Source organism: Acinetobacter guillouiae CIP 63.46 (assembly GCF_000368145.1).
GTDB classification, from domain to species: domain Bacteria; phylum Pseudomonadota; class Gammaproteobacteria; order Pseudomonadales; family Moraxellaceae; genus Acinetobacter; species Acinetobacter guillouiae.
This window is the reverse complement of record NZ_KB849286.1, coordinates 67,297-84,904: the sequence shown is the minus strand read 5'-3', so window position 1 is coordinate 84,904 and position 17,608 is coordinate 67,297. Positions and strand designations below refer to the sequence as shown.

General features: G+C 36.5%; 23 protein-coding genes. All 23 read left to right on the top strand.

Annotated features, from left to right (window positions below; genetic code table 11):
• Positions 1-770 precede the first annotated feature (770 nt).
• The 23 genes from F981_RS18865 to F981_RS18760 all read left to right on the top strand — a co-directional run bounded on the left by F981_RS18865 (position 771) and on the right by F981_RS18760 (position 17,559).
• Positions 771-1,385, top strand: a complete 615-nt coding sequence (locus tag F981_RS18865; RefSeq protein WP_228129045.1) for a hypothetical protein — start codon at positions 771-773, stop codon at positions 1,383-1,385.
• Between the two features lie 113 nt (positions 1,386-1,498).
• Positions 1,499-2,026: an SH3 domain-containing protein gene (locus F981_RS18860; RefSeq protein ID WP_016539659.1), complete on the top strand. Its 528-nt coding sequence runs from the start codon at positions 1,499-1,501 to the stop codon at positions 2,024-2,026.
• A gap of 209 nt (positions 2,027-2,235) precedes the next feature.
• Positions 2,236-3,045, top strand: a complete 810-nt coding sequence (locus tag F981_RS18855) for a hypothetical protein (RefSeq protein WP_004724495.1) — start codon at positions 2,236-2,238, stop codon at positions 3,043-3,045.
• A gap of 90 nt (positions 3,046-3,135) precedes the next feature.
• The gene (locus tag F981_RS18850; protein ID WP_004724493.1) at positions 3,136-3,552 is read left to right on the top strand and encodes a hypothetical protein; all 417 of its coding nucleotides are present in this window, start codon (positions 3,136-3,138) and stop codon (positions 3,550-3,552) included.
• A 64-nt stretch (positions 3,553-3,616) separates the two neighbouring features.
• On the top strand, positions 3,617-3,790 hold the full coding sequence (locus F981_RS24020) for a hypothetical protein (RefSeq protein WP_004724492.1): 174 nt from the start codon (positions 3,617-3,619) through the stop codon (positions 3,788-3,790).
• A 319-nt stretch (positions 3,791-4,109) separates the two neighbouring features.
• Positions 4,110-4,574 carry a hypothetical protein gene (locus tag F981_RS18840; protein WP_004724490.1) on the top strand — a complete coding sequence of 155 codons (465 nt, stop codon included), beginning with the start codon at positions 4,110-4,112 and terminating at the stop codon, positions 4,572-4,574.
• The gene (locus tag F981_RS18835) at positions 4,534-5,175 is read left to right on the top strand and encodes a putative metallopeptidase (RefSeq protein ID WP_004724489.1); all 642 of its coding nucleotides are present in this window, start codon (positions 4,534-4,536) and stop codon (positions 5,173-5,175) included. Before F981_RS18840 ends, F981_RS18835 begins: the two co-directional genes overlap by 41 nt.
• Before the next feature lie 135 nt (positions 5,176-5,310).
• Positions 5,311-5,826 carry a hypothetical protein gene (locus F981_RS18830; protein ID WP_004724488.1) on the top strand — a complete coding sequence of 172 codons (516 nt, stop codon included), beginning with the start codon at positions 5,311-5,313 and terminating at the stop codon, positions 5,824-5,826.
• A 23-nt stretch (positions 5,827-5,849) separates the two neighbouring features.
• Positions 5,850-6,791 carry a Hint domain-containing protein gene (locus tag F981_RS18825; RefSeq protein WP_004724487.1) on the top strand — a complete coding sequence of 314 codons (942 nt, stop codon included), beginning with the start codon at positions 5,850-5,852 and terminating at the stop codon, positions 6,789-6,791.
• Between the two features lie 238 nt (positions 6,792-7,029).
• Positions 7,030-7,530 carry a DUF2280 domain-containing protein gene (locus F981_RS18820; RefSeq protein ID WP_004724486.1) on the top strand — a complete coding sequence of 167 codons (501 nt, stop codon included), beginning with the start codon at positions 7,030-7,032 and terminating at the stop codon, positions 7,528-7,530.
• Positions 7,527-9,203, top strand: a complete 1,677-nt coding sequence (locus tag F981_RS18815; protein ID WP_004724485.1) for a terminase large subunit — start codon at positions 7,527-7,529, stop codon at positions 9,201-9,203. The genes F981_RS18820 and F981_RS18815 overlap by 4 nt, the downstream gene beginning before the upstream one ends.
• A 16-nt stretch (positions 9,204-9,219) precedes the next feature.
• Complete coding sequence (locus tag F981_RS18810; RefSeq protein WP_004724483.1) at positions 9,220-10,686, top strand: phage portal protein family protein; 1,467 nt, start codon at positions 9,220-9,222, stop codon at positions 10,684-10,686.
• Positions 10,687-10,688: 2 nt separating this feature from the next.
• Positions 10,689-11,951 (top strand): phage head morphogenesis protein, encoded by a 1,263-nt coding sequence (locus F981_RS18805; RefSeq protein ID WP_004724481.1) that lies wholly within the window; start codon positions 10,689-10,691, stop codon positions 11,949-11,951.
• 68 nt (positions 11,952-12,019) lie between these two features.
• The gene (locus F981_RS18800) at positions 12,020-12,427 is read left to right on the top strand and encodes a hypothetical protein (RefSeq protein ID WP_004724479.1); all 408 of its coding nucleotides are present in this window, start codon (positions 12,020-12,022) and stop codon (positions 12,425-12,427) included.
• A gap of 58 nt (positions 12,428-12,485) precedes the next feature.
• On the top strand, positions 12,486-13,448 hold the full coding sequence (locus F981_RS18795; protein WP_004724477.1) for a hypothetical protein: 963 nt from the start codon (positions 12,486-12,488) through the stop codon (positions 13,446-13,448).
• Between the two features lie 3 nt (positions 13,449-13,451).
• Positions 13,452-13,829, top strand: a complete 378-nt coding sequence (locus tag F981_RS18790; protein WP_004724474.1) for a hypothetical protein — start codon at positions 13,452-13,454, stop codon at positions 13,827-13,829.
• A 12-nt stretch (positions 13,830-13,841) separates the two neighbouring features.
• Positions 13,842-14,936, top strand: a complete 1,095-nt coding sequence (locus F981_RS18785) for a major capsid protein (RefSeq protein ID WP_004724473.1) — start codon at positions 13,842-13,844, stop codon at positions 14,934-14,936.
• The gene (locus F981_RS18780; RefSeq protein ID WP_004724470.1) at positions 14,929-15,264 is read left to right on the top strand and encodes a hypothetical protein; all 336 of its coding nucleotides are present in this window, start codon (positions 14,929-14,931) and stop codon (positions 15,262-15,264) included. Before F981_RS18785 ends, F981_RS18780 begins: the two co-directional genes overlap by 8 nt.
• Positions 15,265-15,271: 7 nt before the next feature.
• The gene (locus tag F981_RS18775) at positions 15,272-15,721 is read left to right on the top strand and encodes a gp436 family protein (protein WP_004724469.1); all 450 of its coding nucleotides are present in this window, start codon (positions 15,272-15,274) and stop codon (positions 15,719-15,721) included.
• 1 nt (position 15,722) lies between these two features.
• Entirely contained in the window at positions 15,723-16,223 is a 501-nt protein-coding gene (locus tag F981_RS18770; RefSeq protein ID WP_004724466.1) for a phage virion morphogenesis protein, read from the top strand.
• Positions 16,210-16,662 carry a phage tail terminator protein gene (locus F981_RS18765; RefSeq protein WP_004724464.1) on the top strand — a complete coding sequence of 151 codons (453 nt, stop codon included), beginning with the start codon at positions 16,210-16,212 and terminating at the stop codon, positions 16,660-16,662. The genes F981_RS18770 and F981_RS18765 overlap by 14 nt, the downstream gene beginning before the upstream one ends.
• A complete protein-coding gene (locus F981_RS24015; RefSeq protein WP_004724460.1) occupies positions 16,656-16,832 on the top strand; it encodes a hypothetical protein in 177 nt (58 codons plus the stop codon). Before F981_RS18765 ends, F981_RS24015 begins: the two co-directional genes overlap by 7 nt.
• Entirely contained in the window at positions 16,825-17,559 is a 735-nt protein-coding gene (locus F981_RS18760; RefSeq protein WP_004724459.1) for a phage tail tube protein, read from the top strand. The genes F981_RS24015 and F981_RS18760 overlap by 8 nt, the downstream gene beginning before the upstream one ends.
• The last annotated feature ends 49 nt before the right edge of the window (positions 17,560-17,608 follow it).

The window sequence follows — 17,608 nt, the reverse complement described above, 5'->3', positions numbered from 1 at the left end:
CGGTATTGGAATTAAAACATTGATATTTTTGAAGAGATTTATAAAACCTCAAGTAAATTTTTTATTGAAGAGTGCCTAAAACATTAGTCTAAAATAAATAGAAACAATGAAGACTTCTATCTTGCTTGGCGGAAATGGGGTTTTGGCTAAATCATTAGAAGGTAAGAAAAAGCAGTCTCTTACTAACATTTAATTAAGTGAATTTGAAACAATTATAAGTTAATAAAGATCAAGTTCGGAAAGGTAGAGTTCAAATGGGGTTAGTCATAAGATATTCAAATCTCGAAATAGTAATCACAAAATTATTAAATCTTAATATTGAAGAGTTTTCATTTATTTTGACTCGTTTAGTAGCAATATCAAGGAATGGTGGCAAATAGTAAAATAAAGCATTATTTCTAATTGGCTGCAATATCATTACATTTTTATTCGTACATCAATAGACAACAAATTTCACAAATTGGAGCTAGATGGAATTGAAAAAGAAATTTTATAACTTCAAATTTACTCTCCAGTAAAAATCAATGCAGAGCAACAATTCATATCCAAATAAGTCTTATACCAACTACTTTAGGGGAGTATGTTGAAATTAGTTACATCATCGTAATAAACGTTTATTTTGCTGAAGTAAAAAAATTGAAAGAAAGATTATAAAGAATTGACCCTGTACAGGGAATATGGCATATTTCTGTTATGGTGGACGAAGTTATGGTAATCCACTAGATAAACCTCGCATTGCGAGGTTTAATTATATTAGGGGTTGTGAATTCATGGATACAATAAGAGCAACGATAGATGCAGCTTACATTCAAGGTGTACTTGGTATTATTGGAGCTTTGATCGGTGCCTTAGTATTGATATGTTCAATAAAAATTACAGCACGAAATACTTTGAAGGGATTTAAAGCGGATAAGTTAGCAGAAGCAAAGAGAGACATATATGTAGAGCTTGTAGCATCATGGCAAGACTTCTTATTGAATATAAACTCTTATGTGAATTTAGATGCTGAATCTTTCTTTAAAAATCATCAAAAGGCACTAAATGTTTTAATTGAATCGCTTCATAAATCGAGCTTTATTTCAGATCCTGAAACAAGAGAAATTGTATTGGATTTTACAATGGAATTAATTGAGTCACTTTTTCTCATTAATAAATCTATTGTAGAGTGGTATGGTCCTCACAATAATCAAGAAAGAAAAATACAAATTCAATTCTATATTTTGGATCAAATTAACGAACGAGCTCTTAAAGCTTTAAATCTATTGGAAATACTTCGTAAAGAAATGGGTCTAAAAAATAATGAAGAAATTAGTCAAAGAATTTTGGAAAAACAAAAGCGATTTGCTGAACGGATTAAAGCAAGGCTTAAAGAAATGTATAATTAATCTATAAATTATAAAGGTCGCTTAGGCGTCTTTTTTTTGTACTATTTAAATTTTTGTTATATTTAATTCCCTAATTTTGTTATCTTTACATTTTTATAATGAATATTAAAGATATGAAAAAATCTAATATTGGGTGGGTTTTTGCAGGGGTTGTTGGATTAGGGGCTTTGGTCGCAGGTAATGATAAAGATAATAATAGTGCTACTGAGCAAGCAACTGAACAAGAAAGTAAAGAAACAGTAATTGAGGAACGATATGTAAACACCGCAACACTAAATGTTCGGGATAAGCCCAATGGTAAAATATTAGGTAAAAAAGAACGTGGTGACTCAGTTTCCATCTATGAAATTAAAAATGGGTGGTCAAGGATTATTGATAACGGCTCAGATCCACAGTGGGTTTCAATTAAATCACTATGCAAAGGTGCTGGCTGTTACGAAGTAAAAACTGAAACCAAGCCTCAATATTTTGCTCAACAAGAAACTCGAAATACAAAACAAGCTGTCTCTAAGAGTCATAGCTCAAGCAATAAATCATACAATAGTGATTGCTCTTGTGCGGTTGTAGATTATTGTGTTGGCCCACGTGGTGGACACTATTGCATTAACAGCAAGGGTAATAAGACTTATAAGAAAAGATAGTCGGTCTATCGTTTTGAGACATAATAGCCAAGGAGAACAACATGCTCCGAATCAAACAAATCTTCTGCCGACACGTATGGGAATATTCAGATTTCTTTACGGTGAGAGAGTGTAGGAAGTGTGGGAAAGTGGTGGATAATGTGAATTAAGATATTTCATTAATTTAAAATATAATTATAATTAATAGAGAGTTAATTTGAGTTTTTTTCATGAAAATACCACTGTGTAAGCTTTGTGATAAACCTAGTGAACTTAAAAATTCACATGTTATAGGCAAGTCAGTATTTCGTAATATGATTAAAAATAGTGGCAAGCATTATGGATTAGTTACAGATCATGAAAGTGAAAAAATTCTCAGATCTACAGATCAGTGGGCTACATTAATGCTATGTGGTGAATGTGAATCACTATTGAATTCTCAATATGAAAACTATTCGCTGTGGGTGTTGAAAAACAAACAACGTGGTGTTAAACATCAAGAAAAAAAGCATTATTGGACAATTAGAAATGTTAATCAGCATAGATTAATGATGTATGTTTTATCAATTTTTTGGAGAGCATCAGTCTCAGATCATAAGGTGTTTAAGGATGTAAATTTACCACCTGAAATAAGTGAATATCTTAAAAAATGCTTATTGGGTAAAATGAATATTGACACAAAAATATATTCTGTACGCATATCAAAATTAATTGACAATAGAAATTATTATTCAAAGCAACTTTTGGAAGACTTAATTACCAATATTGGTAGACGTGAAACGAAAAAAGGACTTTGTTTCATAATGGTGTTTGCTGGTTATTATTTTGAAATACTCCTAGACTGTTTGCAGCCTTTTGAAAGATTTGGAATTGGGGTGCTTAGAAAAAATAAATCAGTCTTAAATTTGCCTTATCATGATATTTTAAGCATTCCTGAATTATTTAATTCGTTGAAAAGAACTCGAGAAATAGCAATTAAAAATATAGATAAACTAACATACTTAGATTTAAATATTAAAAATTTTTCCGAAGCGACATAGTAATTTTAAACACATTAACCCCTTCCGAGGTGTTTTTAACGCTCAAGCGCTTTTTAGTTTACAATGTAGAAAAATTCAACAGTGAGCAACATGAAATCAATTTTAATAATTTTCACTTTATTTATTTGTGGCCATTCCTTTGCATATAAAAACAAAGATTTTGAGGAGCAGTATTGGCTAAATACTCTAGCTCTGTCGGTCGCGACTAATAAACTTATGGATTTCTCAATAAAGCAAAAGCCAAGAGTGGCATCTATTGATGGAAACGTTGAGCCTGATTTAAAATCAGATGCAGAAGAAAGTTTTCTGTACTGCAATCTAAATAAAGTGGCAATTCAATTTTACGGTTACATTGTTAATAATTATGATGATTATAAAACAATGCTTACTTCCGACAATGTTAATCCACCAACTAAACAAGAAATGGAAACAGAATTGTCCAGCAGGATTTTATCAATGGAAAAACGCATTAATGTATCTAGGGGTGCTGAATACAATTGCAGATAGAAAAATTGAGTATAGATATCAACCAAGCCCCTCCCGAGGGGTTTTTTAATGCCTAGAGGAAACTATGACAGACACAGTACAGGCTAGAAAAGACTTAGAGCTTTGCAGTGCTGAGCTGTCTAAGTATCAAAACCTTAGCCGTTCAGGATTAAGACACAGTGAATTAATCGCAATAGACAATGTGATGATTCGATTAAAAGAACAAATTAAGAATTTAAGAGTTGTGTTGAGTGATTGATCTTACTTGAATAAATTGATAATTTATTGTTTCTAAATTAATTATAGAGATAATAATGAAAGTTGTAGATTATGTTTTGACCAGTATTAAAGATAATGGATTCGGATTTTCAATCATTAATAAAAGTGAAAAACTTGATCATTACCTCACAAATAGTGAATATGATAAAACCTCATACGAATTCAGTAATGATAGAATGGTCCTAATCTATGAATCAAATCTAAACAAGGAAACTAAAGATTTAATTAATCGATCATTTCAAAAGCATTTATCTGGTGATTAACCAAACCTCCTTCGGGAGGTTTTTTAGTGGCTATTTATGGAAATTAACCAATACATCAGCCTTATCAAAAAGGCGCCCATTAGAACAAGACCACTACCTAATGCAAAAGAAGCATACTTAGGGGCTTTTAAAGACTTTGAGCAATCTTTGAATGTATTTCAAATTAAGTATGAGAAATTATTCCAATTTGAATCTACAAAACATTGGCGTTTTGATTTTCATCTTATTGAACTCAGAATTTTAGTTGAAATTTCTGGTGGACCTTGGTCGGGTGGTCGCAAAGGTAAGCTGAAAGATAAAGCTTGGAGTATGGATCGTTATGATGTTGCCGCCGATATGGGTTACACCGTTGTAAGAATAGAATCAGCGAATAGATATAAAATTGATGAATTTGGTCCAATGCAAATTGAATCTAACCAAGCTTCCCAGTGGCTTAAGAATTTGAAGAGGCATATTTTCAATGGAACAGATCCGACCATTTCCACCGACAGAACTGATTGATCAATCTGAGGAAGAAGAAGCGATTCGCTTGGCACCTGCAGCAGATCTAAAAGAATGGGTGGTAACCAACTTTCTCACGCTTGGCGGTGTACTTCATAATCCCGACCATGACCACATAGCAGAGCTATTACACGACGATGAAACATTCTTAGCATTTGCTTGGGCGTCATCTGCCGCCGTTGCTAAAAAGAGAATGGTATTAGGTCAATGTGAAAAAGTAATGTTTAACCAGGGTGGATGGCGTAAAGCAAGACAAGAACAACAAATGCGCAACTGGTTTGGATTTGTACCTATATATCTAATTACAGTCGATGCAAGTTTCTGTGAACGTTCGAACGATCGTGAATTTTGTGCTTTGATTGAGCATGAGCTATATCACATTGGTGTAGAGCGTGATGAAGATGGGGAAATACTCTATAGCGATCATACAGGCTTACCAAAACATTATTTAGCTGGCCATGATGTAGAAGAGTTTATAGGCGTTGTCAAACGCTGGGGAGCAAGCGAAAACGTCAAGCGAATGGTAGAAGTCGCTAATAACCCGCCGTTTGTATCAGATTTAAATATTTCCAAGTGCTGTGGAACATGTTTGATTAAATGAAATATTCAAATTAATTTCTAATTTTTGAACTTCTGGACTTAAAATCATTTGAGTTTGATTTATATAGAAAAAATGAGATTGTATTTGTAAAGCATTTATTAAATAATCGCCTTTAAAAGATCTTTGGATTTATTAATGAAATATGATGTTGAAAGTTGTGAATATCTTTCTTTAGCTGGAACGATTAAAGCTCAAGTATTTGATAACTGGATAAATTATACAGGGAAAATAACCTCACATTCTCACTTTCTGAAAACCTCACGTTTAGATCAACTTAGTGATCAACAGTTGGTTGAATTGAAAGAATTCTTACATCAATTGTGCGGTACTGAATTTGCTAATCACCAACTTTTTGCTGTGACTCCAGATGCAGTTGAAACAATGCAAAGGGGCTCTGACTCTTATTACGCAATCGATAAGATTTATGAAAAGCTTGGTTTTCTTCCTAATGATGATTTATTAATGAAAACTTTAGCTGAAGAATTAATGAAGTTTACTGATACCAATGTAAAATTTAATATGGTTGATCCAAGTAAAACTTTTTACCAGTATTTTAAAGGTGCAAGAATTGAAAATGAAAACACCTTGATTATTACAATCGTCATAGAAGAGTTGATTAAACCTAAAAAGCGTTTTTTTGGATTGTTCTAATGTTTAAATAGGTATTGTTAGAGATGAAAAAAAATAAATTAACAATCAATTATCAGAAAGTACAAGCTTCGATAATACCTGACCAAACCTCTTTTAATGGAGGTAGATTGGTTCAAACTGACAGGGGGATAGTACCAATCAAGGATAGTAACGTTGGAGACAATAATAAATCACATACCTGTTTTGCTGCGGGCACTATGGTACATACTGAGCAAGGGCTTATCGCTATTGAACAACTTAAGGTTGGTGATAAAGTTTTATCTAAAGCTGCAGATGGTAGTGGTGAACTGGTTTATAAACGAATTCGTAAAACCACGACTACAGATAATGTTCCAATATTCCTTATGGAGTTTGATCACTACGTTGATCCAAAGCTACCGATTAAAGAGCGTTTTAAATTAAGAAGAACTCTAGATCAACAAGCAAAACCATCTTCATTATTTGTTACAGCTTGTCACCCATTTTGGACAATTAATCAAGGCTGGTTACCAGCAGAAAATTTAACTCCTCAAGATCCTATGGTGATTAAAGATGGTAACAAATTTATTAGCTATGGTGGAGGCGGTTATGATGGTAAATATAAAGGCATAACTCCATTACTAAAAACGTATAAAGCCGGTTTTGGTTATATTGTTGACTATAGTGATGAGACTGGGCAATCAGGAGGACGCTTTATTGATTTAATCACAGGTGAGAGAGACTACAGTGACCCAGCCTATAGACCAATAATGGATAAACTCTGGATAAATGATCATGAATGGAAACAACGTTTAATTGATCAGACTCCTGAAGAGCATCGAGAAGGTGCTGAATTTTATGGATTTAGACAGGGTCATTGGCGCGACCCAGATACAGTAGAATGGAGTGAAGGTGAAGGCCATCTCACCATGACGGTTTATAATATTGAAGTTGAGGACACTCATACTTACTTTGTCGGTGATGCGGGAATTTGGGTGCACAACTGAGGAGGATAGGAAACATTTTTCGAAAAGTCTAACTGTTGAAAACTTTCAGAAATTGTTTCCTGCCGTAATGAAATATTGGATAAATGATAGCTTTAGAATTGATGAAACTTAATAAAATCAACATTGACACCTGATCATTTTTTGACTTTTGTAAGAGGTCTATTATTTATCAAGCATCCCCTTAATAGGGGATTTTTTTTATCTATTTTGCTATACGTAGCTATACGAAGGTGAGTTTATGGCAGCACTAAAAGAGCCTGTGAAAATCTTTATAGTTCAGTCTCTTGCTTGCTTTGAAACCCCTTTACAAGTAGTCGAAGCTGTAAAGCAAGATTTTAATATTGAGATAACCAGGCAACAGGTTGCAGTTTACGACCCGACAAAAGTGGCTGGGCGTAATCTAAGCAAAAAATTAAAAGAGTTGTTTGAGCGTACACGCAAGGACTTCCGAGAAAATATTGAAGATATTGCAATTGCAAACAAAGCATTTCGCCTTAACGAACTTCAAAAAATGTACAACGAGTCAGGTAAAAACAAGCGATTAAAACAAAATCTGCTTAAGCAAGCATTTCAAGAAACTGATGGCCGTGTAACTCGACAAGAGGTTACAGGGGCAAATGGTGGAGCAATTAAAACTGAGATTGAACAGAAAACTCAACCAATCTTATTAAGCCCTGAAGAACTTGCAGAAATGACCCCGCAAGAACTTTCACGTTTAGCAATTACAGGTAAGTTATGACTTATGCACTGGATGAAATTGCACCCTTAATCAAGACATGGACAATCAATACACGTTTGCCTGATGTGATAGGGGAAATGAGCCGCCGTTATTATTATAAAGCGGTGACAGAGCAAAACGAATTAAGCAAACAGGCTGAACTTTATAAATGCCGAACTGATCCAGTGCATTGGTTTAACAATTGGATCTGGACTTATGATCCCCGTGGTATGTCATACGGATTACCCGCAAATCTTCCTTTTGTGTTACGTCCAAAACAGGTTGAGCTTGTTGATTGGTTGCTTGAACGTGAAAACACTCAAACACATGGCTTGATTGAAAAATCACGTGATGAGGGAATGTCTTATGTTGTATTAGGATTTTTCTTGCATCGTTGGCTATTTGTTGAGGGTTTTGCTGGCGGTGTAGGAAGCCGTAAGGAAGAGTTGGTTGATAAAAAGGGTGACCCTAAAACGCTGTTTCATAAAATCCGAGATATGTTCAGTAAAATGCCTGAGTGGATGAAGCCAAAGGGCTTTATTGAAAAAGTGCATGATAATTACATGCGTATCATCAATCCTGATAATGGTGCAACAATTACGGGTGAGGCGGGTGACAACATTGGCCGTGGTGGACGAACTACAATGTACTTTCTTGATGAATGGGCATTTGTCGAGCGTCAAGAAGCGGTAGATGCAGCAATATCACAAAATACAAACGTTCATATCAAAGGATCAACACCCAACGGTATTGGTGATCGTTTTTATCGAGATCGATTTAGCGGACGATATCCAATATTTACTATGCCATGGCGCGCGAATCCAGATAAAAATTGGCAAGTTGAATTGCGTGGTAAGTTGATTTTTCCATGGTATGAAAAGCAATTAGCCACACTTGATGATGTTGTCCTTGCTCAAGAGGTAGATATTAACTATGCCGCTTCTGTTGAAGGTGTTTTGATACCAAGTGCATGGGTACAAGCATCTATTGATGCTCATATTAATCTTGATATTAGACCTTCAGGCGATCGTATAGGCGGCCTTGATGTAGCTGATGAGGGTAAAGATAAGAACTCGTTTGCGGATAGACATGGTGTAGTGCTGCAATATCTAGATACATGGTCTGGTGTTGGGGATGATATTTTTGGAACTACACAAAAGACAATAGATATTAGCATTGAGCGAAATTTAAACCAGTTTCTTTATGATGCTGATGGGCTTGGTGCAGGTGTGCGTGGTGATGCGAGAGTTATTAATGAGCAAAACGAAGCGAAAGGAATCAAATTAATACAAGCGGATCCGTTTAGAGGTTCAGGTGCTGTGTTTGAGCCAGATGAAGAGATGGTTGAGGCTCGAAAGAATGTAGATTTCTTTGCAAATTTAAAAGCACAAGCTTGGTGGTCATTACGATTGCGATTCCAAAATACGTATAGAGCGCTCAATGGAATGAAATATGATCCTGATTCGATAATTTCTTTATCTAGTGAGGATTTACCAAAGGCGGAGTTAGAGGCATTAGTTACTGAGTTATCACAACCCACATACACCAAAAATGGTGCTGGAAAAATTCTAGTAAATAAGCAACCTGATGGTGCTTCATCACCTAACCGAGCAGATAGTGTAATGATCTGCTTTAGTGGAGTTCAGGGACGAAAAGGTAAAAAACCTGCAGGTGCTGGAAGTCGAATTTTTTAATAAATAGGTAGCAAATATGACAAAGTCAAAAAAGGACAAAGCGTCAAAAAAGGCTTTGTCTTATGGGAATTTGTATTCTCAGGAAGCGGTAACTAAGTTTTTAGTAAACTTTGGAAGACAACCCGATACAGATGAAGTGTTAAGAAAAGCAGGTATTCAACGTCATAAGCTTAAAATTATGCTCGATGATGATGAGATCGCTCAAACAATTGAAACTCGTTTAGATGCTTTGCTTGCAGCCCCTTTTCGTGTTGAACCAAATGATACTCCTGAATCTGAGCTTCTTAATCTCACAGTGAAAGAGTGGTATTACGAAATCGTATCTTGTGGTTTAAATGCATTATTCTTTGGTTATTCAGTACAAGAGGCTGTATATGAGTTAAAGCCTGAAGGTTACATAGGTATTCAGTGGATCGGTGAAAAGCCAATGCAATGGTTTGAACCTAAAAATGATGGACGTTTAATCTACCGTCAGGATGGAACATATGCTGAAAAAGAAGTTGATCAAACTTTTAAATTCTTTTTAACAAGACGTAAGGCTTCTTATGAGAATCCTTATGGTAAATCCTTATTAGCTACTCTGTATTGGTTGTTTTTCTTTAAACAGAATGGCTTTAAATTTTGGGCGAAGTTTTTAGAGCGTTTTGGAACACCCATTTTACTTGGGAAAGTGAATAGTAAAGATACAACGACCACTGATATGAATAATGCTTTGTTAAATGCACATGCTCAAAGTGTACTGTCAATTGATGGGAAAGATGATGTTCAAATGCTTTCCACACCTGGTAGTGGTACAGCAGGATCATCGTTTGAATCATTTAATAATCAGTTAATCCGTCAGATCCAAAAGGTTGTATTAGGGCAAACACTTACGAGTGGTACAGATGGGACTGGGAGCAGAGCACTAGGTTTGGTTCATGAAAACGTTCGTCTTGATAAATTAAAATCTGATATGCGATTAATTACTCCTACTTTGCAGGCAATTGTAAATGCTCTTTGTACATTAAATAACTGGGGGGATTATGAAGTTATTTTAGGCGAAAAACCTAAACCACTAAATAAAGATCAAGCTGAACGAGATGCTCATTTAAAGAATGCAGGGGCTAATCTTACTCCGCAGTACTTCCAACGTGAATATGGATTGCAAGATGGCGATGTGGCTGTTGCGAGTGAAGCTAACACATTACCTACTCCACAATTTCATGCACTCTCTAAAACTTCATTCAATTTTAAAGCTCATAGTCAAAACTTAAAGCCTGAACAGATTGAACTTGAAGAGATTGCTAAAAATCAGCCTAAGGTTCTGTTATCTGAATCAGAACTTGAAGTAATCGTATCTGAATCAACGGACACAAGCGAATTGATATCTAAGTTGTATTCAGCAACTAAAGGTTCATCAGTGGATGATTTTGAACTCACAATGTCGAGAGCGTTGTTTATGTCTGATGTGATGGGATATGTACATGCCAGGCAAGGAAAATAGACATGACTGATTATGTAGAAGCCTTGAAATATGCGCGCAGTCGCAATGTCGTTTTACCTGAAGAGTTTTACTTGCTTGATCTTAAAACAAGGCATTACTCCGCTACAGTAAGTCGATTGGCCTCTATCGATCGAATTAAGACTGTTTTGGAGCTGGTAAATAAATCAACTGAAGATGGTTCAACTTTTGATGAGTTTAAGAAACATATAGCTGATGAGGGCATTGAACTCTCAGATCATCACCTAGCAAATATCTACCGTACTAACATGCAGATGGCTTATGCACATGGTAGATGGACACAGCAACAGGCTAACAAGGAATCACGACCATATTTAATGTATGTTGCGATTAATGATAGCCGGGTAAGACCAACTCACCTTAAGTTAAACAACATCATTAGGCATATTGATGATCCATTTTGGACGTTGTATTACCCGCCGTGGGATTTTATGTGTCGTTGCCATGTGATTGCTTTAACTAAGAAGCAAGCTGAGAAATACGGCATTACTTCAGATGAGGATCTACCAGAGGTTGCACGTAATTTAGGTTGGAGTTTTAACCCTGCGACTTGGGGCTCGAATTTAAATGAAGTACTTGATCAAAAAATAGCAGACAAACTTTTGGATCTTTCATACTCATCAGAAATTCTTGATATTAAGAATACTGCTTTGCTTGAGCAAGATGTTGAAAGGGCAATCGTTGATGCTTTTAAACCACTTGAGCAATCAAACCGAAAAATCTTAGATGATTTTTTAGATACAGTGATTGATAGTGGCAAAGATATAGCACCGTCAGCACCGCGCTTTGTTGTAGAGCTTGTAACTGAAGATGAGAATCTGACCGAACTTTTGAAAGATGCTGTAACCAAGAAAGGTATTGATAGAAAATCAAAGTCTATTTGGGATTGGATGAATGATTCATTTCAATCGATGCTTGGATTTGCAAAGAATCTCAAAAACAAACTTACTGGAAACAATATCAAAGGTTTTGATTCATTCAACTTGCAAAAAGGTAATGTAATCGGTATTCAAACACCTACTCTGTTTAAAACAGCTGAGAATGCGGGCAAAACAATCACAATTTTAGATATGAAAGGCCATGCAATTGATCTATCAAAAATACAAGGTCTGGATGGGGCTCTATTGGCACCAGATTTGAATCTTAAAGTTATTGAGGTAAATAGTGAGTCGGTAATTTTACAGCGTACAAATGAGGATGCTACGAGGTTGTTTGTAAGAAATAATATGTTATTTAGTTTGGCTTAAAAATATTAATTTACATGGGCGCGAAAATTGGATTAACTTTACGAGATTTAGTTTTAAGGAGGCACAATATGCTAAGCCCTAGTCAAAGTAAGGTGTTTAAAACATTAACCCAATCAGAAGATCTAGTTAATTTATATTATAAAGTGTTAGATGTTGGTTTTTTGGGTGATCCAGATCCTGAATATGGATTCGCGAAGTATCCCAAGCTTATCGAACATTTTAAGATTGATAATACTCAGGAGTGGTTCAACAGCAAGGATACAAAAATATTTATTGATTTTATGAAATCATTAGCAAGAAATCATAAGGAAAAGATAAGCAAAAATGGCTGGCGATTAAGTTTTTCTGCTTTTTTAAATTTCTGGTTAATGTTCGAGAATAAGGAGATATTGAGCGTATCCTTTTTAACTGACGAATTAAATTGGGATGAGTCCCTTGCTGGACTTTTTCTAAATACAGCGACTCAATACAAGTAACTAAATATGTAATTCCAAAACCACCCAAATGGGTGGTTTTTTTATTGGAGCATGAAAAATGCCAGATGAATTGAAAGAACATCTGAAGCATCAATTTACAGCCGTAAACGTACCAATTTCGATTAATGAAGATGATACGAAGAAGCGCCGTACATTTGATGCAGAAGTATATAGCGGTGGACGAATTGATAACCACTATTACTGGGGCCGAAGTGGAGTAGTTATTGATCTTCAAAATATTCAATTAAAGCCAAAGATTGGTCTAGTTGAAGAACATTTTGGTGGACTTCGTGTAGGGGTGGCAACTGAATTTGAAACAACCAATAAATTCAAAGCTAAGGGTCACTTCCTATCTAATCCACGTGCTCAAGAAATTGTTACTGACGCAGATGAAGAATATCCGTTTCAAATGTCTTGGTGGGCAGATCCTGACAGTATTGAGGAAATATCTGCAGGTAAGACGATCACAGTAAATGGTCAGGAATTCACAGGGCCACTGCATGTTTTTAGAAATGTACGAGTCCACGAAATCACAATCTGTGGTGTAGGAGCCGACACTCAGACATCAATTCAAGCCTTTTCAGGTAAAACAAACTCAACTCCACAAGAGGACACCAACATGAGCGAACTCGAACAAGAGAAAGCTGCTCGTCTTAAAGCAGAGCAAGAACGTGATCAAGCACAAACTGAACTTAAAAAGTTTAAAGCTGAAAAACGTACTGAAGACATTGCAGCACTTCAAATTGAATTAAACACTCAATTCAGTGCTGATGACACTAAGGCCTATACAGATATGGATGATGTTGCTTTTAGTTTTATGGCTAAACAACTTCGTCAGTTCTCATCAAAACAACCAGCAGCAGGACAACAACAGCAACCTATTCCTGCAATAAATCCAGCACTGCAACACTTATTCAATCACCAAGCGACTGGTGGTCAAGGTGGTACACCTAATCAAGATCAACCTCACAAGTTTACTTCTGGTGCTCAAGCCTTCGCTGGCCAGAACAAAGGGGCTTAATAAATGAGCAATAAAACCTACTTAGGAAACGTGAGCCGAGAATCACGCCCATTCAATCTAGATGTTGAAAAACTTCGTCGTGCAAATGCCAAGGTGACTACTGCAACGGCTTACAAAGCTGGGGATCTGTTGATTTTATCTGATTCCAATGTGGTCACTCATGCAACAGATGAAAAAACTTGGAATGTTGTATGTGGCCAAGATGTAACTACTCAACAAGCAACCCAAATGGCAGCTGATGGAATTGAAATTCCAATTTATTTTGGTGGTGTATTCAGTATCGAAGCTGTGCGAATTGCTGGGGAATATTTAGAGTCATCTAAATATGATGCGGCACGTGCAAAAGCAACTCTAAACAAAATCGAATTTTCAAAAGTATAAGGATTTTAAACAATGCCTCAGTCTTTTACTGTCAATGGCGCACCACTTGAATTACTTGATGTTGGTGAGCTTGCAATTATTCACACAAACTATAAGCCAATGGATACTTGGCTGTTAGATAAGCTGTTCCCAAATCGTCCATCATTTGACCGTGATGAGGTCCCACTTGCAGAAATCAATACAGTGCATGATCTTGCACCCTTAGTATCCCCACATCAACCTGGTAAGCCTTTTGATACTAAACGTGCAGCAAAGGTCGAATTTGTTCAACCAGCGTATTACAAACCAAAAAACATGGTGACGCCTGCAACCTCATTTGATGAAGCCTTAATGGAGCGTTTACGTACTGCAGGGATCATCTCTACAGGAAGTCAGCAATTATCTGATCAGGAAAAAATGGTCATTGCTCAAATTGCAGTTATGAAGCGAAATCATGATGCGATTGATAACTCTGTTTTATTGATGGCAACGGAGTTATTGCTCAAAGGAAAGTATTTACTTCAATCTGATGACTATGAATATAACATGGTTGATTATGAACGTGATGCGTCCCTGAACTTTACACCATTAATTCCATGGAATCAGGCTGGTGCTAAACCTGTAACCGATATCGAAGCTATTGAAAAGCTTCTGCTTGATGCAAATGGTGGTGCTTCTAAACTCTACCTTATGTCAGGAAAGGTTTGGGCGGCTTTATCAAATAATGAAGAATTCAAAGAACGTTTTGTGAAACCTTATGCTGGTATTGCCGTACCTTATAAGCCAAGTTTGAATGTTCAAGAAGGTGCCTCATTTAAAGGCTATTTGGATGAAAAAGAATTGTGGGTTTATGATGCAACTTACCGTTTAAAAAATGGTTTAAAACGCTTCATCCCTGATGATTATTTTGGTGCTATCTCAGATACCCAAGGCTCAATTGCACAATGTAAAATTAAAAACATGTTAGCAAATGGGGCAGTGGCTAAATATTTTGATCGTCAGTGGTATAACGAAGATCCAAGCGGAATTTTCTTGATGACTGAATCAGCGCCACTTGCAGTGCCATCTAACAAAAATGGCGTGTGTGGCGGTACTGGCTTTATTTCTCAAGGAGGCTCAAATGCCTAAATACATTGCAAAACAATCCATTGGTCACTTTCGACCAGGTGATGAAATCAAAGGGCTTGAAGCTAAACAACTTCAGGCCCTTTTAGCATCTGGGGCTATTGAAGAAGAGCAAGCCATTGAACAGCCTAAAGAGAGTAACTTTGCATCCCAAATGGCTGCGCTTGCTGCAGAAAATGCAGAGTTGAAAGCAAATGAACTTTCGCTTACAGAAGCTAAAAATAAAGCAGAAGCTGAAGTAGCTGAGTTAAAAGCTAAAGTAGCCGAGTTTGAAAAATCTCAATCTGCAGATAACAAACCTGCTGCGAAGCCAAAGGAATCAGCTAAATAGGTGATATATGTCTGAGTATGCAAGTCGTGAAGATCTGGTCTTGCGCTTTGGTGAGTTAGAGATCAATCGATTAGAAAAAGCTTTAACAACTAATGAGTCTGTTAAATCAGCAATTCAAGATGCTTCAAATATTGCCGACGGATATATCGGTTTGAAGTACCCAATCCCATTACCTGAAGTTCCTGAAAATCTCAAAATTTATATATGTGATATTGCCCGATACTTGCTTTGGAAGACGAAGGCAAGTGAAGAAGTGCGTCAACGATATGAAGATGCAATTTCGTTTCTAGAGCGAGTATCAGTAGGTAGAGGAATTCTGACAATCAAAATCATCAATGAATCTGGTGAAGAAGAGACGGCTATTGCAAATACATCACCGAAAACTATGCCAATTGGTACAACGTATAAAGGGGGAGTTTTCTCAGACAGTATTTTAGATAACATGCCGAGTATTTGATATGACTGACTCTATACAGATGCATGGTCAAAATAAGTTGCAGGAGTTTATGCGACGAGTTGTTGATCGTGTAGAGGATCCATCGGGACTTTGGCAGGATATCTCAGATATTCTCGAATTTAATGTGCAACAAAGAATTCGCACAGGAATTGGCACTGATAATAAGCCTTGGAAAAAGTCATGGCGAGCTAAAGTCCAAGGTGGGCAAACTCTACGTGATACTGGTCGATTGCATAATTCAATTATCGCAAAGGTTCAGGGTAATACGATTAGTGTTGGAACAAATGTTAAATATGCACCTATTTTGCATTTTGGGGGCACGATTAAACCAAAATCAGGTAAGTATTTAACTTTTAAAACACCAACAGGTGGTTGGGTAAAGGTTAAGGCCGTGTATATCCCACCTCGTCCATTTATGGGAATTTCTGTTGATGATTCACAAGAAATACTCTTTGAAATTGAAGAATATTTATACAAGGTTTTAACTGATGCAAAACATTGATAACTATTTTGCGCTTGAAGAGGATATTTTGAAGCGTATTAAAACTGAACTACCTGATATTGATGAAGTTGTTACGCCGTTCAATGTGGATGATCTTTTTGAATGTCTTATTGGTGATGTGGGTATAGGCATTATCTATGTTGGTGACCGCATCTCTGATACATCAGGAGATGGCAAAGCCAATGCAATTTATCAACAGTGGTTGATCGCGCTTGGTGTTTCTGATGCATCAGCTCAACTTAGTGAAACTATGTCGATTCGCCAATTAGCTGACCCATATATCAGAAAAATTCTTACGGCAATGCAAGGTTACCAACCGCAGATTGTCGGATACAAACGATTTCTGCGTGTGGATGCTGGAGTGCCTATAGGTAAGACAACTGCAGGACGGGCATTTTTCCCATTCTTATTTGAAGCACAGATGATTAAATCATGGTGACTATGAAAACATATAAAGCTTTACAGCCTGTAGGCCGCTTTGTAAAAGGTGACACTATTGGTGGTCTTTCAGATGAACAAATTAAACGATTAGAAGCAGATAAGATCATTGAAGAAGTGAAACCATCTGCACAAACAAAACCAGCCAAAGAGGTCAAAACAGATGGCTAAAAAATATATTTCGCTTCAGGGTAAATTTTATCTATCTGAGATTACGAATGGTGTTGCTGGGGGTATGCGTCATCTTGGTAACGTTCCTGAATTCGAACTTGAAATCACAACAGACCAAGTTGAACACCAAGAAAGCACATCAGGACAACGGACCACAGATTTTGTATTAACCAAAACAACAGGTGTTAATTTCAAAGGGCAGCTTGAAGAAGTGGATGAAGCCAATCTGCAATACATCTTGTCAGGTATGAAATCAGAGGTTGCCAGTGTTACAGTTACAGACCAAGGACTTGGAACAATTAAAGTAGGCCAAGAAATTAAACTTGATGGCTACAACTTAACTCAAGTATCTTTTAAAACGGGATCTACGACGATCGCAGCTGATAAATATACGCTTGATGCAGTGTTTGGTACGATTACATTTAATGAGTTAATTGCGGACCCAGTAACAGCCAGCTTCACTACTGGTAAAGTAAGTCACACAACGATCGCGAGTGAATTCAATAAAGAATACGAGTTGTTCTTTAAAGGAGTTAATACTGCAACAGGTGAAAATATTGCTGTACGTTTGTGGCGTACTAAAAAATCACCTGAAACCACTTTCCCATTGATCCATGAAGAGTTAGGTCAATACGAAATCTCAGGTCAATCACTTTCAGACACTGAAAAAGGCTTAGATCCTACACTTGGTTTATATGGCCATGTTGTGACAATTCCAGTAGCGTAATTAAGACAACAGGCACAGGGGCGCATAAGCGTCTTTTTTTGTGCCTGTT